Raw genomic sequence first — 20,493 nt, forward strand, 5'->3', positions numbered from 1 at the left:
TCGAGCGACGCCGGCCACGCGCCTCCGCCGGCCGCGGAAGCCGCCGGCGCGGGCGCGGCGCGAGGTGCTGCGAGCGGGTTTCCGAGTGTCATCCGGTCGGGCGTGGGCGCAGCGCGGGGGGCGAAAGGCGGGCGTCGGGGCAAGATAGGCATCCGGAAGCGGAAAAGGAATAGAAATTTTTCGACCGTGCGGACCGCCGCCGTTTCGAAGAAAACCCTTGCACAGGGCGTCCCTTCTCCTTACTGTAGCCGAACGGTACCGATTGCATTGCGCCTCCCAATACGGGCATTCCTCCCGTCACCCTCCCTCCGTTCCCGATGACGCCCTCCGCCGCGCCCCCGGCCACCACCGCGCCCGTCCCGCCGCACCCGTACGCGGGGAACGGCGCCGCGGTGGCGGTGGAGCAGGAGATCTTCGACGCCTATGGCTGCGAGTGCCCGCTGGACGACCCGGTCTTCCTGGCCGGGGCGCTGGAACGGGCCGTCCTTTCCGTGCACGCCACCGTGGTGGACAGGGTGGTGCACCACTTCGTCCCCCACGGGGTAACCGTGGTGCTGGTGCTGGCCGAGTCGCACGCGGTGCTCTCCACCTGGCCCGAGCACGGCTACGCCAACGTGGCCATCTTCCTGTGCAACCCCGAGATGCCCCCCGCGCGGGTGTGGGCGAAGCTGCGCACCGAGCTGCGCCCGGCGCACACCGTGGTCCACCTGCTGCGGCACGAGATCGGCCCCGCGCCGGCCGCGGCAGCCGCGTGAGGCGCCGATGAGCACCGAAACGGGCCGCTGGGAAGAAGCGGACTCGCGCGCGTTCCTGGAGTTCGGCGACCTTCTGGTGCCGAACCGCGAGGAGCAGCTGGCCACGCTGGTGCAGCTGGTTCCGGCCGCGGCGGGCGAGGAGTTCGCGCTGGCCGAGCTGGCGCCCGGCGGGGGCGTGCTGGCGCGGGCGCTGCTCGGCGCCTTTCCCCGCATGCGCTACCTGGGGCTCGACCGCTCGGAGGTCATGCTGACGGAGCTGCGGGAGACGCTGGCCCCTTTCGGCGGCCGCGTGGAACTGCGGCGGGCAGAGCTGGACGACCCCGACCTGGCCGCCGCGCTCCCCCGCCCGCTGCGCGCCGTCCTCTCGTCGCTCGCCATCCACCACCTGCACGGGCCGGAGAAGCGCCGCCTGTACACCGGCCTCGCCGGGGCGCTGGAGCCCGGCGGCGCGCTGCTGGTGGCCGACCTGGTGGAACCCGCGTCTTCCCCGGCGCGCGAGGTGTACGCCCGCCAGTGGGACGAGGCCGTGCGCCGGCGCAGCCTGGACAAGCGCGGCGACCTGGCCGGGCACGACTTCTTCGTCGCCGAGGAGTGGAACTACTTCGTCCACGGCGCGGACGATCCCGTCGATCACCCCTCCTCCCTGGCCGACCAGCTCCGCTGGATGGAGGAGGCGGGGGTGCGCACCCCGGAGTGCTTCTGGATGAACGCCGGCCACGCCATCTTCGGCGGCTATGTCTGACGCCGGTTCCCCGCCCCGCCTGGTCTTCGCGAACATCGCCTCTCCCGTGATGCTCCCGGTGCTCCCCGCCGCGTACGCGCGCCGGCTGAACGGCGTCTCCCCGCGCGTGGTGTGGACGGCCCGCGAGGGCGACTTGCTGGTGACCGGAAGGCCGGTGCCCCCCGACCTGATGGAGTACGCCTGCGGGGTGCTGGGGATGGACCCGGGCGCGATCGAAACGCTGTCGCCCCGCGACGGGCTGGAGCTGCCGCTGGCCGAGGCCCTCCGCCGCGAGGGGCTGGCCGAGGGCTGCGCCCGGGCCGCGCGGGCGCGCCCCGGGATCCGCTTCTCCCCGTTCGCGCTCGACCGCCCAACGGTGGCGTTCGGACGCGAGTTGGGCGTGCCGTTCGAGGGGTACTCCCCGGGCGCGCCGGACGACGGGGTGGTGGAGCTGGTGCACGCCCTCAACACCAAGTCGGGGTTCCGCCGCCGGGCCGCGGCGCTGGGCATCCCCCTGGCCCCCGGCCAGGCGTGCGAGGGCGCCGGGCAGGTGGCGGCGGCGGCGCGGCGGCTGTGGGCCGAGTGGGACGCGGTGCTGGTGAAGGCCGACCGCGCCAGCAACGGCTTCGGCCACGCGGTGATCCACCGCCGCGACGGCGCCGCGGCGGCCCGCGCGGCGGTCGACGAGGCGCTGGCGCCGCTGGCCGGCCAGCCGCAGCGCTTCGTGGTGGAGGCGTTCCTGGAGGTGGCGTGGATGCCCAGCGTGGAGGTGGAGGTGGACGACGCGGGCCCGCGAATCCTCTACGTCTCGGACCAGCGCTGCCCCGGCCACTCCTTCTCCGGGCTGCTCACCCCGCCGGTCGACACTCCCGCCGGCGCGCTCGAGCGGCTGGAGGCCTACGGGCTGGCGTTCGGCGCCTGGGCGCACGGGGCCGGGTACCGCGGGGTGTTCGACGTGGACGCCTGCGTGACCCCCGGCTGCGCGCTGTACGCCACGGAGAGCAACGTCCGCCAGACGGGCGGCACCTACCTGCACCGGCTGGCCGAGCGCATCCTGGGCGACGGCTACTGGGAGAGGCGCGAGGTCTGGTGGCACGACGCGATCACCGGCGCCGAGCCCGGGCTGGGGATTGCCGGGGCGGTGCAGGCGCTGGAGGGCGAGGGGGCGGCCTTCGACCCGGCCACCCGCCGCGGCGTGCTGCCGCTGGTGGACACCGCCGACATCGATGGAAAGTGGCGCTACATCCTGTTCGCGGGTTCGGTCGCCGAGGCGGCGGAGTTCGAGGCCGCCGCGCGCCGCGCGCTGGCCGCCGCCCCCGCCGCGGCATGACGATCCCGGGGATCCGCGTGGCCCCGTGCGGCGGCAAGGGCCGCGGGCTGGTGGCCGAGGCGCCGATCCCGGCGGGGACCGTGGTGTGGGCGCCCTGCCCCGCCTGCAGCCGCTGGACCGGCGCCGACCTGGCGGACACCCCCGCCCACGAGCGCGAGCGGGTGATCGAGCTGGGCTACTACCTGGCCGACGGGAGCGTGCTCCTCCCCTGCAGCGGCTTCTGCTTCATCAACCACTCCTGCCGCGCCAACGTGCTCGACTCGCTCCGCGGCTACGCGCTGGCCGTGGACGACATCGCCCCGGGCCAGGAGCTCACCTACGACTACCGCGTGTTCGTGCACGAGCCACCCTGGTCCTTCGCCTGTGCCTGCGGGAGCCCGGAGTGCGTGGGGACGATCCGCTCGTCGCGGGCGCTCGCGCCCGGGGTGGTGGAGGCCTGGAACGCCCGGCTGGCCCCCGCGCTGGCGAGGATGGACCGCGTTCCGCAGCCGCTGGCGCCGTGGCTGGCGGCGCATCCCCCGCGCGCCGCGACGCCCGCGGGCGCGTGCGAAGGGGTGGCGTGACGGCGCCCGGCTGGCGCCTCCGCGACGGGGCGATCCTCCTCTGCCGCGGCCCCGGCGCCACGCTGGTCGACTCGGTCCGGGGCACGGTGCACCCCGTTCCACCCGCGCACGCCGCGGCGCTCACCCGCATCGCCATGCGCCTTCCCGCCCCCGACCCGGGAGGGGGCGCATGGGACGCGCTCCGCGACGCGGGGCTGATCCACCGTGCGACGGACGATGCCGACCCCGTGCTGCGCGCGCGGCTGGAGGCGCTGGGGCGCGGCCTGCTGTGGAAGATGCCCGCCGGCGCGCCGCCCGCGCTCTACCCGCTGGCGCTGGACCTCCACGCCGGGCGCAAGGCGGTGTCGGTAGACCTGGTCCAGGGGCCGTGCCTCCCCGAAACCGCGGTGCGGCGCGCGCTGCTGCTCCACCAGCGCCACCCGGGCGGCCGCATCCTCTGCCTGGGCGACGACGACCTGGTGTCGCCGCTGCTCGCGAGCCTGGGTGCCCGGGTCGTCGTGCTGGAGCTCGACGAGGTGCTGCTGGAGGTGCTGCGCAGCCGCACCGCGGCGCGCGGGCTGGCGGTCGAGCTGCGCCGGCAGGACCTGCGCGACGCCTTTCCGGCCGACCTGGCCGGCGGCTTCGACGCGGTGATCGCCGACCCGGTGTCGGCCGAGCCCTGGCTGCGGCTGTTCGCCTCGCGCGCGGTGGCGGCGCTGCGCCCCGGCGGCGAGCTGGTCCTGACGGCATACCGCCGCCGCGAGGCGCTCGCGCGACGGCTGCTGGCGGAGATGGGGATGGAAGAGCGCGAGGTGCGGCTGGGATTCTCGCACTATTACAACGAGTTCTTCCAGCACGTCTCCTCGTGGGACTCGGCGATGGTGATCGCCGCGCGCCCGCCCGGTGCCGCCCCGGCGCTCGAGGGCGACCGCCGCATGGACGACGACCTGCGCGGGTTCGCGGGTGGGCTGCGGGTGAGCTACGCCTACGACTTCCACGGCTGCGAGCCGCCGGACGGCTGGAAGGGCGCCATGGCGGCGCTGGCCCGCGAAACGGCGCGCGTGTTCGCGGTGGACGGCGCGGCGCCGTGCCTTGGCCGCGCCGGCGCCGCGCGCACCCTGCACCTGGCGGGAGCCCGGCTGGTGTGCACGGCCGTGGCCGACGAACAGGCGGGCCACCTGGCGGTGGACCTGCTGGGGCCCGAGGAGATGCCCGACAAGGAAACGGTGGTGGGGGTGGTGGAGCGCCTGTTCCGCCCCCGCCGGCTGGAATACGACGAGCTGATCCGCCGCGTGGCCGGCGCGTGAGCCGGGGCACGGCGCCGCCGCGGCCCCGGTCGTCTACCGGAGGGCTCGGACCGGCGGACGACATTGGCGGGACCCACGATTCGCGCCGCTGAAAGGCCGGGGGGTGAGCATGGAACGTTGGCAGACGACGCTGCGGGAGGGGTGCACCAGCGCCGAGGGGCTCGTTGAGCGCTTCGGCGCCGACCTCGTGGACGTGCAGGCGGTCCGCGAGGCGGCGGAGCGCTTCAACCTGCGCATCACCCCCGCCGTGCTGGCGCAGATCGTCAAACCGGGCGACCCGATCTGGCGCCAGTACGTCCCCTCGGCCGACGAGCTGGAGGTGGAGGACGGGGTGGAGGACCCGCTGGCCGAGGACGCCGACTCGCCGGTCCCCAACCTGACGCACCGCTATCCCGACCGCGTGCTGTTCCTGGTGTCGCCCGTGTGCGCCAGCTACTGCCGGTTCTGCACCCGTCGCCGCAAGGTGGGCGACCCCGAGAAGATCCCGCTCAACCAGTTCGACGGTGCGTTCGCCTACCTCCGCGACCACCGTGAGGTGCGCGACGTGATCCTTTCCGGCGGCGACCCGCTCCTCCTTTCCGACCGCAGGATCGAGTTCTTCCTCTCCACGCTCCGCGGGATCGAGCACCTCGAGATCCTGCGCATCCACACGCGCGTGCCGGGGCAGCTCCCCGAGCGGGTCACCCCCGAGCTGTGCGAGATGATCCGCAGGTATCACCCGGTGTTCGTGAACGTGCACTTCAACCACCCGGCCGAGCTGACCCCGGCCGCCGTGCGCGCGCTGGAGCTGCTGGCCGACGCCGGGATCCCGCTGGGGAGCCAGACGGTGCTGCTGAAGGGGGTGAACGACGATCCCGCGGTGATGAAGGAGCTGATGCAGCGGCTGCTGCGGGCGCGGGTGCGGCCGTACTACATCTACCAGGCCGACGTGGTGGCCGGCGGCGAGCACTTCCGCACACCGCTGGAGGTGGGGCTGCGGATCATGCGCGAGCTGCAGGGGTGGACCAGCGGGCTGGCGGTGCCGCGCTTCGTGATCGACGCGCCCGGCGGCGGCGGCAAGATCACCGTCCACCCCGACTCGGTGCTCTCCGTGAGCGAGCGCGAGGTGGTGCTGCGCAACTACGCGGGTGACGTCTACCGCTACCCCCTCCCCATGCACGAGGCCGCGGTCCCGGAGGGGATCGGCTGACGGTCGGACCGGGTGAGCGATCACGGATGACCCCATGAGGCTCCTGTCCGTCGTCAACTCGGCCACGGGCTTCCCCGTCGGCGCGGGAGGGGTGAAGAGGGGTCCGCCCGGCTGTGGACACCCACCCCGAAAAGTCCGAAAAAACAGCAAAGCCCCCGTCAACGGAATCCGTTGCGGGGGCTCTACGTAGGGCAGTGGGCCTGGGCCGATTCGAACGGCCGACCTCACGCTTATCAGGCGGCTCCCGGGGGGAGCGGAACACCGCAGCCTGTCACAAAAACCCAGACAGGACGCGCGATCTGCCGACGTTCCCTTCCCCGCCGCGGGACCGTGCCCGGCAGTTTGGACACCCATTTGGACACCTCGTCGCGGGTAAACTCACGGTCCACTGTGGCGCACATTATCTAAAAGCCAATCCCGATCCGGACGGACGGCCCGCGGACCCCGAGCTTGGGCCAAGGGAAATCCTCCACATATTCGGTGGGAGATACATCGGCATAGCGGTAAAAGGTATCGGCCCAGCGATACCGTGCCTCGGCGAAGATCCACATTCCTGGCTTAGGATGGTACGCCAACCCCACCCGGCCGTCACCTCCGGCACCAAAAGAAACGACGCTCAGTGTATCAGAGGTTTCTGCCCCGGTCTCGTCGATAACCTCCATGTGCTGTCCAGCCACTGATAGCCAGCCAGTTGCACCTAAGATCATGCGGAAGCGAGTGCGGCCGAGCGGCAGGAATGGCTCGACGGCAGGGCCCATTAAGAGCGTGGGAAAGTCCGTCTGGTGGAAGTATCCTTCCACCTCCAGGCGGAGGCCCCCGGCGGACCCAACGCTAAAGCCGTAAGTCAGCAGACTCGCTGGCGCCTCAGGCATCCGCACCCTCACCTCCTCGCCGTTCGGCAGGCTTACTTGATGCGTTCCGGCATCAGTTCCCTTCCACTCCGGCGTCATTAATCCGCCAAAAACCGTGGCAATGCTTGGTCGGCCATAGTAGATCGGATACAGTACCCGACGCGAATACCGCGACGGGGTCTCTCTCCCGACCGTCGACGGCTCGGACCGCTGCGGGGGAGGAGGGGGCGGAGGGGCGACCGCCACCTGTGGCGGGCGCTGGCAGCTGCTTCGCAGGCCGTTTACCAGCGCGTCCTCAGCGCCCGCTCGCCGCAACTCCGCTTCGGCGTCGCCGTCTATTCGGAAGGCGAGGCAGCGACCCTGCACCAGCCGGAGGATGCGCGTGGTCTTCACCCCGCTTGAGATCCAGAGCCGGACATCGTCTAGGGTGTACGGATCGCCTTGGGCGACCAGCCGCCCAGGGTCGATTCCCACGGCCAGGAGGGCCACCACCAGAGCAGCGGTGAGTCGGAGCGTCCGGCGCTTCGGCGTGAGTTCGATGAAGTAGCGCATGATCGGCATTCGGTCCGTAGAGGGGAGAGAATTCGAGGAACTCACGGGCACCGCGCGGAACTCATCCCGGGCAGGCCGCCGAACCCTCGCCGCGCTGGCGCGAGACGATCTCCTCGCCCCGGCATGCCTCAACGGCGTCGCGAAGCCGCCGGTGAATCTGCCGGTCCAGCTCTTCCAGCTGGTCGGAGGAGCCGTAGCGGCTGCGGTGCAGGCTGACCGCCTCGCGGGCCCGGGCATACTCTCGCCCGGCGCGCAGATAGGCGTCGCGAGCCCCGCTCTCCAGCGCTTGATCGGCGGCCGCCAGCCAGCCCGAGACCTGGGTCGAGAGCGCCGCGTACGCCCGGTCTGCCTCGGAGGGTTCGTGCCCGGCGGGCGCGGGCGACGGGGGCGGCGGACGAGGTGGGGACCGCGTCACCCCCACGTGCTCCCCAACCTTCTTCGGCCACTCCTCATCATCGGGGTCCAGCTCCAGCGCCATCCGGTACAGCTCGCGGCCCACGAGCGGCTCGCCCTGCTGGACGGCGCGGTCGCCCAGGTCGCCCACCCACTCGTCGTTCGTAATGCCCAGCCGGCGCACCGCAGCCGTAGCGCGTGACAGCGAGGGCTGGTGTTGTTGCCACTCGTAGTCCAAGGGATCTAGGAGGAGCGCCAGCGCATACGCCTCTTCCGCCGCCGTCGGCTGGCCGGTGACGGCGTAGGCGTCGCCTAGGTCGCCCCACGCCTCATTTGCGGTGGGGTCGGACCGGACCCGCCTCTCGGCCGAGCGCACTGCGTCAAGGTTCAGCCGCCCCCGCCACTCCGGGTCGCCGGCATCCAGCTCAGCCGCGAGCCGGTACAGCTCGCGGGCGGCGAGCGGTGCATCTTGCCGATCGGCCCGGTCGCCCAAGTTCCCTACCCACTGGTCGTCCCGGATCCCGGCCGCGCGCACCGCCGCCGCAGCCGCGGTCAGGTCGGGGGCGTGGTCCCGCCACTCGCCGTCACCGAAGTCCAGCAACCGCGCCACGGCGTACGCTCCTTCCGCCGCCTGAGGCTGGCCGGCGGCGGCGTAGGCGTCGCCTAGGTCGCCCCACAATTCGTCATTGCCGGGGGCGACGCGCACCTGCTCCGTCAACCTCTCCGGCGCAGGTGCCGGAGGCAACGCGTACACCTCCTCGGTATCGGAAGCAACCTCGTCCTGCGCGCCGCCCCTTAAGGTCCCTACCAGCGCCGCCCCCGCGATCAGCGCCGCCACCCCTCCGAACGCGGCGAGCGGCGCGCGGGACCTACGCGGGGCTTGCCGGGGAGTTGCCGTGTGCGGGAACCGGGGCGCGGGCTGTGGGGCGGGCCCCGCGGGGTGCGACAGACGGGAACCGGGCCGCGCGGCCGCGCGGCCTCCCAGCCGAACCCCCGACACGGGACGCGGGAGATCCGGCATCGTATTCTCGTAACCGCCGTGGAGCCGGACGACGTCCTGCGCCCGCATGGTATCCCAGCTCGACCGCAGGAACGCCCCCCTGCAGTGTCGGCACACGACGACTTCGTCGCCCGGCTGCAAGGGGTTCTTCGTCACGGCATCCCTGGGCTGCCCCGCTAGGAACGCTTGGTGGCGCTGCGCGTCGAGCCGGTGGAAGTAGGGTCCGGCCATGGAGCGTCACTTTCCGAGCAGGGAGTGGCGGCGCAGCGCTCGCCACAACGCCGCCAGCGCCGCCCATATCTCGCGCCCACGGGATGGCGCCGCGCCCAGCGCCTGCGCGGACCCCGGCTCGATCATGGGGGCGGGGCCGCACCCCAGGCCCCCTTGCCCCTCCTCGTGCCGCGGTGGCGGATAGGACAGCGTCGCGGCTAGGTCGACACCGCGAAACACGAATCCCGGACATTCCCGAGCCTCGGTCCCGATGAACACCTTCCAACGCTGGCGGTGAGGGTTGAGCACCAGCGCACACTGCCACCGGCCGCCGAACACCCGTTCCTGCGTCCGCCGGTCCGCACCGGACATGAACAGGTCTAGGTGATTGGGGTGCGTGTGATACCACCCCAGGATCTCCACCCCGTCGTGCGCGTCCATGATCTCGTCGGCCCGATCCAACATGGTCTTCCAGGTGTCGTGGCCTACTAGCAGGGTAATCTGGGTACCTAAGGCAGTCTCGCCCGAGATAGCGTGCACCACCACACCGTAGGTCACGCCCCGCTCCGGGTCCGTGTGGAGCCGCCCCAGCAGAAGCCCGCCCTGCTCGTTGCGGTTGTCCTCCGTGTCGCGGCCCCAGCCGATGTGCTCGAAGATGTCTCGCATCGCCGAGAAGCGGACGTAGACTTCGTGCCGGACCTCGGCTTGGCCCTGGAAGTCGGAGTTGAGCCCCGGAACGGTGTCGAACGGTGGCCGCTCTGCTGAGAGCGGCGTGTACGGCGGCTTGGCGTCCTCCACCTCAAACCGTTTGCCCGCGGGCGGCGCAGCGGTGGCACCCTCTCCCGGCACGAGCCCGGAGCCTTGGCGACCGGGCTGGATGATGAACGTCTTGCGAACCCCGTCCGGGTACCGCGGGACCGGCTGCACCGCCGGACGACGACGCAGGACGTATTCGTCGGAATCGGGAAGGGGCGAGTGGTCGGTGGGAAAGAGCCGGTCGGGAGCGTCCTTCCAGCGCAGGAACCACTGCAGCGCCGTCCGGTTCCCCACCTCGCGCGGGTCCTCCCGCACATAACCGGGCTCGTAGCGCAGTGAACGCGCGATCCGCAGTACCAGCGAAGCGGCGCTCTCCTGCGGGTCGTAGCGCCGGTAGTCGACCCACTCGCCGCCACTGCCCCGTACCCGGCGTAACGGGGTGAACTGCGGGTGGAAGACCGGCGCTGACCCCGGGGCGAGCCGGCAGCGCGGTGCGTCTGCGAGCGGGTATCCACGCGGAAGCTCCACGTCGAGCATGAACCGGGTGCCCCACAGCGGGCGGTCGTCCGATCCCACTTGGCTCACGCAGCGGAGGTGGAGCATCACCCGGTAAGTGCTGGGGAGCTCTCCCGGGTCCACGGCGATGACGGAGATCAGCTCCGATCTACGGGAGAGTTCCTCCAGCGCCCGGAAGTCCGCCACCAGGCGCTCCATGCGTTCCGCACTTAACGAGGGGACATCCAAGGGCTCTCCTCCTGGTCCGCTGTGCTGGGCCTCGCCGCCCGCCCATGCCCATGCCCATCGCACGTACCCGCGAAGCGCCGGCCGGGGGCGACGCATACGGCCCGCGGGAGCAGGAGCCGTGCGCCCGCGGGCCCGAGCCTCACTCCACCACACCCGCGTCCCTTCCGGAGCCCGCCTCCGAGCCGGAGGAGTACCGCACCCCAAATCCGGTGCACTCCTCGCACCCCGCGCCGTGAAAGACGCGCCAGCGCCGCTTCTGGGGATTCAGCACCATGGCGAAGTGCCAGTCGGCGTAGAACATCCGCCGCTGTGTGGCGCGGTCGGTTCCCGACATGAACACCGACAGCTCCCCCGGATGCGTGTGGTACCAACCGATCACCTGCGGCGCGGTGGAGACGTCGCCGGCGGCGCAGTCGGCTTCCTCCAGCATCTCGACCCACGTCTGGTGAGGGAACTGCAGGAACGCGGTGGAGCCGAGCGCCGAGGTGCCCGCCACCGCCGCGCTCACCATCCCGTAGGTCTTCCCTTGGCTCGCGTCGCGGTACACCTGCCCGAAGAGGAGCCCGCCCTGCTCCACCCCGTTGACCGCGGTGCGCCGCCCCCACCCGATGTGCTCTTGAATTGCCCGCTGCGCCTCCGGGAGCAAGTACAGCGCATAGAGACCGTCCACCGCCTTCTGGACCGACGCCTGGAAGTCGGGGTCGAGCCGCAGTGCCGGCTCGGGTTTCGCCTCTGGCCGGTACGGCGGCGTAGCCACCTCGATGCGGAACGCACCGTGGCGGGGCGGGAGCTCGGCGCCGCCCGTTACGAATGACTTGGCGGAGGCTGACCCACCGCCAGCGTGCTGTGTAAGCAGCTCCTTCGCGCCGGCTCGGAGGGGGAGATTGGCCGCGTGGTGCGATTGGGGGCTGCCCGCATCGGCCGCGTGTAGAACCGACGAGGTCTCGTCACCCGCTCCCGGTGCACGCATCTCCTCCTGCCCAGACGCATCCGCGGGCGGTTCCTCCGCACCCGGTTGAGGAGGGGGATCGGTCGCGGGCTCCGCCCCAGGCGTGTCAGCAGCGGCCATGTGGGACGCAGGCGGGGCTTCGTCGCGGTCGCCCGGCGCGCGCGCCTCCTCCTGCCCGGATGCACCCACGGGAGGGTTGACCGGAGCGGGTTCGGGCGCGGGGCGCGGGTCCCGCCCGATCAAGCGGATGAAAAGGTTACGGATCGAGACCATCGGACTGATCCTCGGCAGCGACGGGGAGCGGACGACCGCTTGAGACCAGCGGGTCGCCGTTAAGTGCGGGCGTGTACCTACTCGATATGGAATCGCTTCGCCGGCTTCTCCTCGATCGCAAACCGTCCCTCCGTAGGATCGGGGAGTACCTGCTGGTCTGTAGGAAACCGGCTTCCGCGCAGATGCGAGAGGTACCACTGCTTTGCGTCGGAGTTGGCCGGGCTGTTGGGATTGGTGATCTCCGGGTCGAACTGCAGCGTGCGAATCATCCGCACCACGTAGTGACCCAGCCCCTCGGCGATGTCCCAGCTCCCGTAGCACCACCGACCGCCGGAGAACCAGTTCGGGTGGTACGGCTGCGGCCGCGTTGTCATGGTCGCCTCAGGGGCCGAGAACGGGTAGTTGGGCGGCAGCTCCAGCCGGATGATGTGCGTGCTCCGGTATTCAGGTCTGGGACTGGTGACCGTCCGCACGTTCACGGTCAGCTCGTACGCCTCCACGTACGGGGGCGTGCCGCGGACCGCCCGCCACTGTACGACGGAGCCACGGATGTTGGTCATCTCGACGTAGTCGTGTTTCAGCCGGATGTTGCGCTGTTCCTGAGGGGTCGCCATCGGAAGCAAATCTCCGCCTGGGGGTGCGTGCGAGCCGGAGAGCCGCGGCCGCGCGAAGCGGCCCTTGGCTCGGTCCGGCAGAGGGGTGCGTGCTCCGGCCCTGCCGTGCGCTCATACGCGCCGCGGGAGGCCGAGCCACCCCGCGTCGATTGCGGGGATCACGCGCAGGGTTTCGCCGTCCTTCACGCCCGCGTCTGCGAACGACTGGTCCGCTCGCAGCTGCGAGCCGCCCTTAACGGCTAGGTTGTAGCCCATCTCGCTGGGTGCGATGAAGTCGTTCGCGATGAGCTGCGCAACCGCCTCGTTGGCCGTCATAGTCCCGTCCACGGTCACGGTGATCATCCGGCCATCCGTGGGGTGCATGAAGTTGACCCTTACATCCGTGAGCTCCGTCACCGTCGCCTCCGTGGTTAGCAGTTTGGGGGTTGAATGGTAGGACAACTACACCTCTGTAGGACCCGCGATGGGCCCCTGTCCACTGGGCGGCCCGCCTTCTGCCCTGCTCGGCCGGCGCGCCAAGGTAGGAAGTACCCGTGCCTCGTCCCCCGACAACTCGTAGTAGTGGTGTCCGTCCCTGCGATGCCGCACCGCCACGACGTGCAAGGGCGGAATCCCCAAGGCCTCCAATGAGAGGTCGAGCAGCCGCGGGGGCGTCTCCTTTAGGCTGAAACGGCCGAGCTTTGCTCCCACCACCCCTTCGGGCGGAGGAGCCGGCGGCCGGCCAGACCGGCACGGCGCGCAGAGCGCCTCGTCGTCGAAGATGCGAAACGGCGGCCGGTCGAAGCGAATGAGGTTTCCACAGTTGCGACAGGGGAAGTCGGCTAGGAACGAGCGGTCATCGAGTTCCAGCACCACCCCCTCCCCCGAACGGTCGGAGTGCCCCACGTACACCAGGAACTCGCGCAGCGTGGCTCCGCTCCCCAAGGGAACCGGGATCACCTCGGGGAAGCTCACGTGCGCGTCGCACTCCGGATTGACCTGCAGCGGGATCACCTCGAAGTCGTGCAGCGTGCCCTGGTAGTACACCTGGGCTCCGACGGCGGGCTTCTTCCCGCAGAGAAGCTTAACCGCCTCCTGGGCCTGAAGAGCCCCAACCAGCGCCGCCGCGACCTGCACCGTGGCCACCCGCCCCGCGTCGTAAGCGCGGCGCTTAAAGGCGTCGCACGCGTAGCGCTGCCGGCCGGCCTTTCGCTGTTCGGAACTCGCCCCGCACGAGTGGCAGGGAGGCAGAGGGGGCACGTACACGTTCACGCGCACTCCCAGTTCGAAAATCCCCGCGTCGATCCAAGGCGTCCCCGTCAGCCAGCAGAGACGGTTGACTGCATAGCGTGTTTCCACGTTGTCCAGGCACCCCAGCACCAAGTCCATGCGGCGGAACACCCCGGCCCCCAAGTCCCATACGATGTCGCCGTGGAACCAGTCCACCTGCGCGCCGGGGTCCACACACAGGTCGCGGGTGCGCTCGGCGGCCACCTCAGCCTTGCGCCGCCCCACGTCGCCCGCCCGGAATAGCACCGTGCGACTGAGATTCGAGCGCGATACCTCGTCGAAGTCGGCCACGAACATGTAGCCCACGCCCAGAAGCGCCAGGTTCTTCAGAACTTCGTTGCCGATCGCGCCGGCCCCCATCACCATCACCCTCGCACCCGTCAGCGCATCCTGCTTCCACCACTCGATGCGGCGCTGCCGGTCAAAGGGATCGGAATCAGGATCGGCCTCGCCTACGATCTGGAAGCGGGACATGAGCTAACTCCATTCGTAGTCGCACTTTCGGCACTGGAACCGAAGCGATTCGGTCCGGGCAATCTTCCCTCCGGGTGTTCGACACACCGGGCACACCTGTGGGCGCGTGGCTGCCTCGACACGGAAGCCGGACGCACCGGCGCGTCGTGGCTGCCGGTCCAAAGACAAAGGCGTACTGCCAGGAGCATGAATGCGAAAGGTCTTTTGCCTCTTCGGACTCCCTCCCAGCCACCTGGCGAACGAGTCGACGAGGCGCTTCAACCAGCCTTGTAAGGTCGGCTGCTCCATTGCAACGCTCTCAGACGGAGTTTCGGCAGATGCGGAATTTAGACGCTAATCGGCGCGGGAATAAACCGACGGTAGGTATGCAAAACCCTGAAGCGAGCACTTACATTCGCGGTCGCAGGGGCGACGAACCCGGAGCTAGGAAGGCAGGGTAGTGATTGGAGCACCATAAATCCCAGTCCATTCTAGAGGAGATTCGCGATGGCAGAGCACGCGCCTAAAGAATTAGTTCTGTAGACCTGTAAACAACAACATCGTTATCCCACTCAACAATTGGCTGTCACGCGGCTTTTCGCAAGGTCCAGTATTCGTCGCGTTCCGGGCGGAGAGGATCACTTGGCCGCCGATTGCGGATGCGCGGCAGTTCCCGGCGTCGGGAATCCGGAACAGCAGGCTGTGCGACACTTGGTGTGCAACCGTGAGAGCGCACGGCCAAGCTGGCCAACCTGCCGAAGGGCAAGCGGCTCGGCTAGCGCTCTTTCGCTCTCATCTCAGTTCGATCAATCCTTCACTCGCAACCTTTAGATGGAGCATCCAAATGGGTGGCTGCGGGTTGGGGGGGCAGACAGGAGAACCGTTCGGCGGAGGTCACGGTACCTGCCTTCGGGCCGAGATTGCAGCACCCGGAACTTCCGGAGCCAGCAACGCGGGGGAGGCGCCCAAATTCGCTCGCTGCGCTCGCGGGCGCCCCCCCCGCTGGCTGGCCTTCTCGCTGCGCTCGAAGGACACTGAACGACACCCCGCAGCATGCCGTCCCGCCGTACCATCCGGAAGCCGACCGTCTGGGCCCCCGAAGAGTGGCGCCACATCGAGCAGGCCGCCCGGGCTCGCGGCGTCCCGCCGCTGCGCTACGTGCGCGAGGCCGCGCTCGCGGCCAAGCTGCCGCCGGTCGCTCAGCGCCGCGGTGCCCACGCGCTGCTCCACGAACTCAAGCGCGTGCTCAACAACCTCCACCAGCTCCTCCGCCTCGCGGAAGCCGACGGCGCCCGCGGCATCGCGCTCGCGCTCGAGAGTACCATCCGCATCACGCACGAGGCAGCCAAGGCCGCCGCCGGGCGGCGGGGCAGCGCGGAGCCGCTGATCGTCGCGGTGCGTGAGGCGGGGCGCGTCCTCAACGAGCTGACGCACCTAGCACACGTCGCTGAAGCGCTTCCCGAGGACGAGGAGTTGGGCGCGGCGCTCGCGAGCATCCAGTTCGCCGCGATGGCCGTGCCGCGGTGATCGGAGCGATCGGGCCGCTGAGCCGCAGCTTCAAAGTCCCGATCAGGTATGTAGAGGTTGGACGGGACGGCCAGCAGAACCGCGTTGCCTGGGCAGAGACCTACAACCTCCCCACTCGTGACCTGGAGCTCGCCGCCTGCTTCATGGGGGCGACGGCGAACGGCTCCGTCAGCGGCACCCGCACGCCGGTCTACTTCTTCTCCGTCAGCTTCGACATCGACGATCCGGTGGACGAGGCGATGATGCGGCGCGTGGCCAGACGCACGCTCCGGGACATGGGCCTGGGGGAGCACGAGGCCGTCGTCGTCGCGCACAAAGACCGTTCGCACCCGCACCTGCACTTCATCGTCAACCGGGTGCACCCGGAGCGCGCGACACTCTGGCGAAAGTGGTGGGACTACCCGCGGCTCGAACGCAGCCTGCGCGCCCAGGAGGTGGAGCTAGGGCTGCGGGTCGTTCCGGGACGGCACGCGCCCGTGCCGTCGTTGGACCGCACGCGCGACGGGCTCACCGAGGACTGGCAGCGCGGAGCGCAGTGGATCAAGCCTCTGCCGGGTCCGAAGCGCGGAGATCAAGAGTTCCTGCAGGACGTCACCGAGCGCGCCGGGGAGTTTCTGGCGCAGGCGCGCTCATGGGCGGAACTGGAGAGTGGCCTGGCCCACCGTGGGCTAGCCCTGACCGTGAAGGGCGGTGGATTCAGGATCACCGACGGCAAGCGCCAAGTGAAGGCATCGGAGGTGGGACGCGGCTTCTCACGTTATCACCTGGAGAAGCGGCTGGGCGGGTATCCGGACTACCGGGCGCGCATGGCCGTGGCGGACATCGGGTCCGTCCGTCGGTTGGACCGCATCGTAGTTGCTCCGCCGCCCGCCTTCCCCAAGCGCATCCCGGAATTCGGCGATGCAGGATACGGCATCAACGAACTCTTCGGGGCTGCTCCGGCTCGCGGTGCGGAGCCCCCTGGGATTGGTGTTGCGCCTGAGCTGGCGCCCACACCAGTGCGCGGAAGTGCGCGCTTTCTGAAGCAGGTCCGGGCGCAGGCCGGTCCCGTGCTGGAGCACGCCAACACCTGGGCGGAACTGGAGCGCGCGTTCTCGGCCTCCCACCTGAAGAAGCGTCTGGACCGCCAGCCAGAGGATGCGGCACCTGTGATCGCGGCCGCGGCTCCGCCTGCGCCTGTCGCGCTACCTGCCGCGCCCAGCCTGCCCAGGAAGGCCGCCGCGCAAACGATCGCGGCCACCGCGGGTCACACCGATCTCGACGAGCAGCATCAACCCATTCGCGGCGCCCGCACTCCGCAGTTCGGAGATGCGGGGCATGGTCTCGCTGATCTTCTCAACGATCCTCCCCAACATCAGCGAGAGCAGACCGGACCTGCTCTGGAGCGTGCTCCCGCCCTGCAACCGCGCCAGGCAGAGTCCCCTGCCCCGACACCCGCGGCGGCCGATGTCGGCCCCGTGCCGGCCGAGACATCGCTGGGGTCCACCACCACGGCGCCTGCGATGGCTGAGGCCGCGGAGCCCAGCCAGACTGCGGAACCGGTCAGGGAAGAAGTGGGGCCGCCTCCGCTGAGCAGTCATCGCGCCCAATCGGGCGTGGAACTGCTTCGCCAGGAGCCGCAGCGGACGCGGCGGAAGCGGGGGACACCGAAAAGCAGCGAGGAGCAAGTCGATATCTGGTCCCAAGCTCCGGCCCCGCTTGATTCTGGCGCTCCTGCCGCGGCCGTTCGGGACGTGGCACCGGACCAGCCCGCCCCGGCAGTAGAGAACCCCGGGATCGTGGCTAACCCGCCGCTGTCCTCGATACCTCCGGAAGCCCCGCGGGAGATCGAGCCAGTCAGCGCACCCGAGCCGCCGCCGATGATGGAGGCAATCACGGAGAACGCGCCTGCGCCTGCATCGGCTGAGCGCGATGATGCCGCACGGGCGGAGCTGTTTGCGCGTATCGAACGGCTGCGGCAGAAGCGGTCCATAGGGTTCATGGGCAAGACGCGAACGGGTGCAACCACCGGGTTGCCTGACAGTACACCGCAGTCCCAGGAGGTCAGTCGCACCGTGGAGGGCGCAGGGAGCGAGGATGCGGAGAAATTCCTCAGCTTGGCGAATCGTGCGCTGGAGGCCGAGGCGCGATCGCGTGAGGTGAACGACGCGGTGACGGAAGTCATCGCAGCCCAACAGCGGCTATCCGGCCTCGACAAGGCTGAACAACTCGCTGAGACGACGAGGAGCAAGTTCAAGGCGCAGCTGGAAGAAGCCCTCCGCGATCCGAATGCATTCCTGGGTTGGTTCGACCACCTCGGCGAACCGCGAAAGCGCGAGATGCTCAGGCTGCTGGAGTTCGAGCGCGCTGCGTTTGCCCGCGAGTTCTCGGCCGCGCTGGTGTCTGGCGCCGCTCAGGCGACCAAGCAGCAGGATCTGCTGGATGCGCTCAAAGCCAAGGCAGCAGAACTCCTTGCGGCCCGCAACCCCGAGAAGCGCGTCTTCCTGCACCCGGTGGGTGAGGGGCAGCTCCGTCTGGTTGCTCGCGATGGCGAGTTCTACTTGGACACGGAACGCGGCTGCAGGGCAGCGTTCCGCAATGCCCGCGACTTCTTCGGCCTCCCGAAGTCCGCAACGCGGGACGAAGTGCGAGAGGCGGCCAAGCAGCACCTGGCCAGCGCGGAGAAACGAGAGGCGGACGCGGTCTTCCAGAAGCAGCTGCTTGGCAAGACGCCCGAGCTCTACGAACTACGTGGTGCGTTGCGCGGGCTGTCGGTGTCCGATCAGGAATGGGTGGTGAAGCAACGTCCCGCTCTGGCGAAGCACATCAAGCACGTCGCCCAGGCTGCGGTCGACCTCGCTGAGGGTCCGCGGCGTAAAGGGAGTGGCTATGATTTTTGAGCTGTGACCGCGGATCACAGTACCGGAGGTACGGCGGGTACCGGGGACGCGCGCGACGGGGTGGCGACGGCCTGCCGCAGGTGGCAATCCCGAAGCACCAGAAGGTTATACCAGCCGCGATTGGCCAGAAATCAGGCCTTTATAGCGGGATAGGTGTGGTGCACCGTGGGCCGGTGCCGGGCAACCGGCGATGGCCACCAGGAGGGAACGGTGCATGATGGATTCTTCTTCGGTCCTGGAGACGAGGTGCCCGGCCGCTTCAGAACCAGCGGAGCACGACCCGGATGCGCACTGGGCGATTCCGGCACTCCAGCGGCTCCAGGCCCTACCTCCTCCCGCGTCGGGCGTAGTCGGCGACGAGAACTACTTCACGCCGCCGCCGCTGCGCATTCCGGAACGCCAGATGCCGCCTCCCCCGCAGGACCAGACCGACAGCGTGGCGATGCGGAAGTGGCTCGACCAGTGCTGGGCCCTGCGCACCCTGTACGGGAGCGGGAACTGAGGCCCTGGACAGTGCTCGTCAGCGGCGGATGAGCGCGCGGCGGTCTGATGCCATCAACCGCACTGGATGGCGCGAACAGAGCATCCCTACTATGATGTCCGATACTGTGCGCACTTCGTTTACCTGGGACCACATGGGCGTCGACAGGGCATCTGCCACGCAGACAACATGGTCGGTTCCGGCCGCGCCCAGGTGGCCGCTCGACGATGCGAAGCTGCTGGAGGAGCTCGGAGCCCCAGTCGTCGGTGAAGCCCTGGCAGCGGAGCTGCTGCGCACGTACACCGCCGTCCGCGCGTGGGCGGAGGCGGGCCAGGGGGAGCGCAAGGAACTCTTCGCCGGCCGACCCTTCCGCCCCGACGAGCCCGGTGGTTGGCACGAAGGCTATCCGCTCTCCCCTGCCCTCGCGATCTTCCACCAGCTCCGCCAGCGGCCGCACCTGATCGCCGTTCGGGATATCGTGATCGCCTGCCGACAGGTTGCGCTGTGGGCCCAGGACCACGCGCTCCTGCAGACGGCGGTGCACTTTTCCACGGCCGCGGCATCCGCCGACCCCCGCGATCCGGCGCTGGCGAACCTCGCGGCAAAAGCCTGCCGCAGGGCCGGGGACCGGTCGCGCTCCGAGATGTGGCACGAGCGTGCGTTCGGGCTTGCGCGTGCCACCCAGAACGTCCGCCAGTACATCGAGGCGCACCGGTCCCTCGGGCGCCTGCACATCGCCAACGACCGGTTCGACCTGGCCCGCCCGCACCTGGAAACCGCGGCTCGCACGGCTCGCCGCAAGGGGCTGAAGAAGGCAGCCGGCGGGGCCTACCACGAGTTGCTGGGCTACGCGACGTTGGCCGGGCTACACCGGAAGGCGCTGGAATACGGCGAGCGCACCCTCCGCTGGCTGCCGCTGCACCACAAGCGTACTCCGGCCCTGGCGTACGATCTCGCGTTCCTGGCTGTGAACGTCGGCGCGTACAGCGCCGCGGCCGGGCTGCTGAATCGCGTCGTCGCGAAGATCCACGCACCAGACGAGCAGGTCGTGGTGCTGGGTACCCTCGGCCGGGCGTGCGGCGGGACGGGTGACGTGGACGGGTTCGTCCGAGCGGCCGCGCGGGTGGAGCATCTTGCCCGGGCGTACCCGCTGACCGGAGCGGGCGCGCTCTGCGGCGCGGCGGAAGGTGCCCGGCTGCTGCGGCGCTGGGATCTGGCGGCGACGTACGCGAACCTTGCGCTGGATACAGGCCGCGCGGCCGGGGCGGATCTGGCGGTGCGAGTCGCGACGGACCTTGCTGGCCAGATATCCGCGCGCGCTCCGGGCATCCCGCAGATCGATCTCACCGACCCGCGACAGAAGCCGATCACCGCCCTCATCAATCAGGCTGCCATGCGCCTTGAGAGATGGCGCGGCCCATCGTGGCGCGGCCGACGGCAGGACAGGCCTGACGAGGAGTAGCGGCGGATCAGCCCCCACCCAGCGTGAAACCATTGCCTGCGGTGCCCGCTTCGGTCCCGCCCTGCGTGTTCACCGCGGTGGTGTCACTGCGCCCACCGCCCAACGTGAAGCCATTTCCCTCCATGGACGGACCTGCCGGCGCGGCAGACGGCGCGGTGGGGCTTCCCGAGCACGCGGCCAGCACGGCAACGCAGGAGACGAGGGCGAGGCGGGTGAGCTTCATCTGAATGGCTCCT

General features: G+C 70.0%; 18 protein-coding genes. 10 read left to right on the plus strand and 8 right to left on the minus strand.

What is annotated here, in order from left to right:
• The first annotated feature begins 317 nt into the window (after positions 1-317).
• The 6 genes from speD to VGB24_RS01245 all read left to right on the plus strand — a co-directional run bounded on the left by speD (position 318) and on the right by VGB24_RS01245 (position 5,844).
• Positions 318-755 carry an adenosylmethionine decarboxylase gene (speD, locus tag VGB24_RS01220; RefSeq protein ID WP_331071131.1) on the plus strand — a complete coding sequence of 146 codons (438 nt, stop codon included), beginning with the start codon at positions 318-320 and terminating at the stop codon, positions 753-755.
• 7 nt (positions 756-762) lie between these two features.
• A complete protein-coding gene (locus tag VGB24_RS01225) occupies positions 763-1,497 on the plus strand; it encodes a class I SAM-dependent methyltransferase (RefSeq protein ID WP_331071132.1) in 735 nt (244 codons plus the stop codon).
• Positions 1,490-2,806 carry a peptide ligase PGM1-related protein gene (locus VGB24_RS01230; protein ID WP_331071133.1) on the plus strand — a complete coding sequence of 439 codons (1,317 nt, stop codon included), beginning with the start codon at positions 1,490-1,492 and terminating at the stop codon, positions 2,804-2,806. The genes VGB24_RS01225 and VGB24_RS01230 overlap by 8 nt, the downstream gene beginning before the upstream one ends.
• A complete protein-coding gene (locus tag VGB24_RS01235) occupies positions 2,803-3,369 on the plus strand; it encodes an SET domain-containing protein (protein WP_331071134.1) in 567 nt (188 codons plus the stop codon). Before VGB24_RS01230 ends, VGB24_RS01235 begins: the two co-directional genes overlap by 4 nt.
• A complete protein-coding gene (locus VGB24_RS01240; protein ID WP_331071135.1) occupies positions 3,366-4,655 on the plus strand; it encodes a bis-aminopropyl spermidine synthase family protein in 1,290 nt (429 codons plus the stop codon). The genes VGB24_RS01235 and VGB24_RS01240 overlap by 4 nt, the downstream gene beginning before the upstream one ends.
• A gap of 109 nt (positions 4,656-4,764) precedes the next feature.
• Complete coding sequence (locus tag VGB24_RS01245) at positions 4,765-5,844, plus strand: KamA family radical SAM protein (protein WP_331071157.1); 1,080 nt, start codon at positions 4,765-4,767, stop codon at positions 5,842-5,844.
• A gap of 404 nt (positions 5,845-6,248) precedes the next feature.
• On the opposite strand, the gene VGB24_RS01250 is transcribed toward VGB24_RS01245, so the two are convergent.
• The 7 genes from VGB24_RS01250 to VGB24_RS01280 form a co-directional block, all read right to left on the minus strand.
• Positions 6,249-7,247 carry a hypothetical protein gene (locus tag VGB24_RS01250; RefSeq protein WP_331071136.1) on the minus strand — a complete coding sequence of 333 codons (999 nt, stop codon included), beginning with the start codon at positions 7,245-7,247 and terminating at the stop codon, positions 6,249-6,251.
• 61 nt (positions 7,248-7,308) lie between these two features.
• Positions 7,309-8,478 carry a hypothetical protein gene (locus VGB24_RS01255; protein ID WP_331071137.1) on the minus strand — a complete coding sequence of 390 codons (1,170 nt, stop codon included), beginning with the start codon at positions 8,476-8,478 and terminating at the stop codon, positions 7,309-7,311.
• 399 nt (positions 8,479-8,877) lie between these two features.
• A complete protein-coding gene (locus VGB24_RS01260; RefSeq protein ID WP_331071138.1) occupies positions 8,878-10,320 on the minus strand; it encodes a hypothetical protein in 1,443 nt (480 codons plus the stop codon).
• 169 nt (positions 10,321-10,489) lie between these two features.
• On the minus strand, positions 10,490-11,107 hold the full coding sequence (locus tag VGB24_RS01265) for a hypothetical protein (RefSeq protein WP_331071139.1): 618 nt from the start codon (positions 11,105-11,107) through the stop codon (positions 10,490-10,492).
• Positions 11,108-11,649: 542 nt separating this feature from the next.
• Entirely contained in the window at positions 11,650-12,186 is a 537-nt protein-coding gene (locus VGB24_RS01270; RefSeq protein WP_331071140.1) for a hypothetical protein, read from the minus strand.
• A gap of 111 nt (positions 12,187-12,297) precedes the next feature.
• A complete protein-coding gene (locus VGB24_RS01275) occupies positions 12,298-12,582 on the minus strand; it encodes an EsaB/YukD family protein (protein WP_331071141.1) in 285 nt (94 codons plus the stop codon).
• 45 nt (positions 12,583-12,627) lie between these two features.
• Positions 12,628-13,929 carry a ThiF family adenylyltransferase gene (locus VGB24_RS01280; RefSeq protein WP_331071142.1) on the minus strand — a complete coding sequence of 434 codons (1,302 nt, stop codon included), beginning with the start codon at positions 13,927-13,929 and terminating at the stop codon, positions 12,628-12,630.
• A gap of 1,032 nt (positions 13,930-14,961) precedes the next feature.
• Between VGB24_RS01280 and VGB24_RS01285 the strand changes: the two genes are divergently transcribed.
• From VGB24_RS01285 to VGB24_RS01300, 4 genes are all read left to right on the plus strand, one after another.
• The gene (locus tag VGB24_RS01285; RefSeq protein ID WP_331071143.1) at positions 14,962-15,435 is read left to right on the plus strand and encodes a plasmid mobilization protein; all 474 of its coding nucleotides are present in this window, start codon (positions 14,962-14,964) and stop codon (positions 15,433-15,435) included.
• Positions 15,432-18,314, plus strand: coding sequence for a relaxase/mobilization nuclease domain-containing protein (locus tag VGB24_RS01290; protein ID WP_331071144.1), 2,883 nt, complete (start codon positions 15,432-15,434; stop codon positions 18,312-18,314). The genes VGB24_RS01285 and VGB24_RS01290 overlap by 4 nt, the downstream gene beginning before the upstream one ends.
• Positions 18,315-18,528: 214 nt before the next feature.
• Entirely contained in the window at positions 18,529-18,816 is a 288-nt protein-coding gene (locus VGB24_RS01295) for a hypothetical protein (protein WP_331071145.1), read from the plus strand.
• A gap of 133 nt (positions 18,817-18,949) precedes the next feature.
• Entirely contained in the window at positions 18,950-20,257 is a 1,308-nt protein-coding gene (locus VGB24_RS01300; protein WP_331071146.1) for a hypothetical protein, read from the plus strand.
• A 7-nt stretch (positions 20,258-20,264) separates the two neighbouring features.
• Here VGB24_RS01300 and VGB24_RS01305 read toward each other — a convergent pair whose 3' ends face one another.
• The gene (locus tag VGB24_RS01305) at positions 20,265-20,480 is read right to left on the minus strand and encodes a hypothetical protein (RefSeq protein ID WP_331071147.1); all 216 of its coding nucleotides are present in this window, start codon (positions 20,478-20,480) and stop codon (positions 20,265-20,267) included.
• Positions 20,481-20,493: the final 13 nt, after the last annotated feature.

Source organism: Longimicrobium sp., assembly GCF_036399935.1.
Classification (GTDB): domain Bacteria; phylum Gemmatimonadota; class Gemmatimonadetes; order Longimicrobiales; family Longimicrobiaceae; genus Longimicrobium.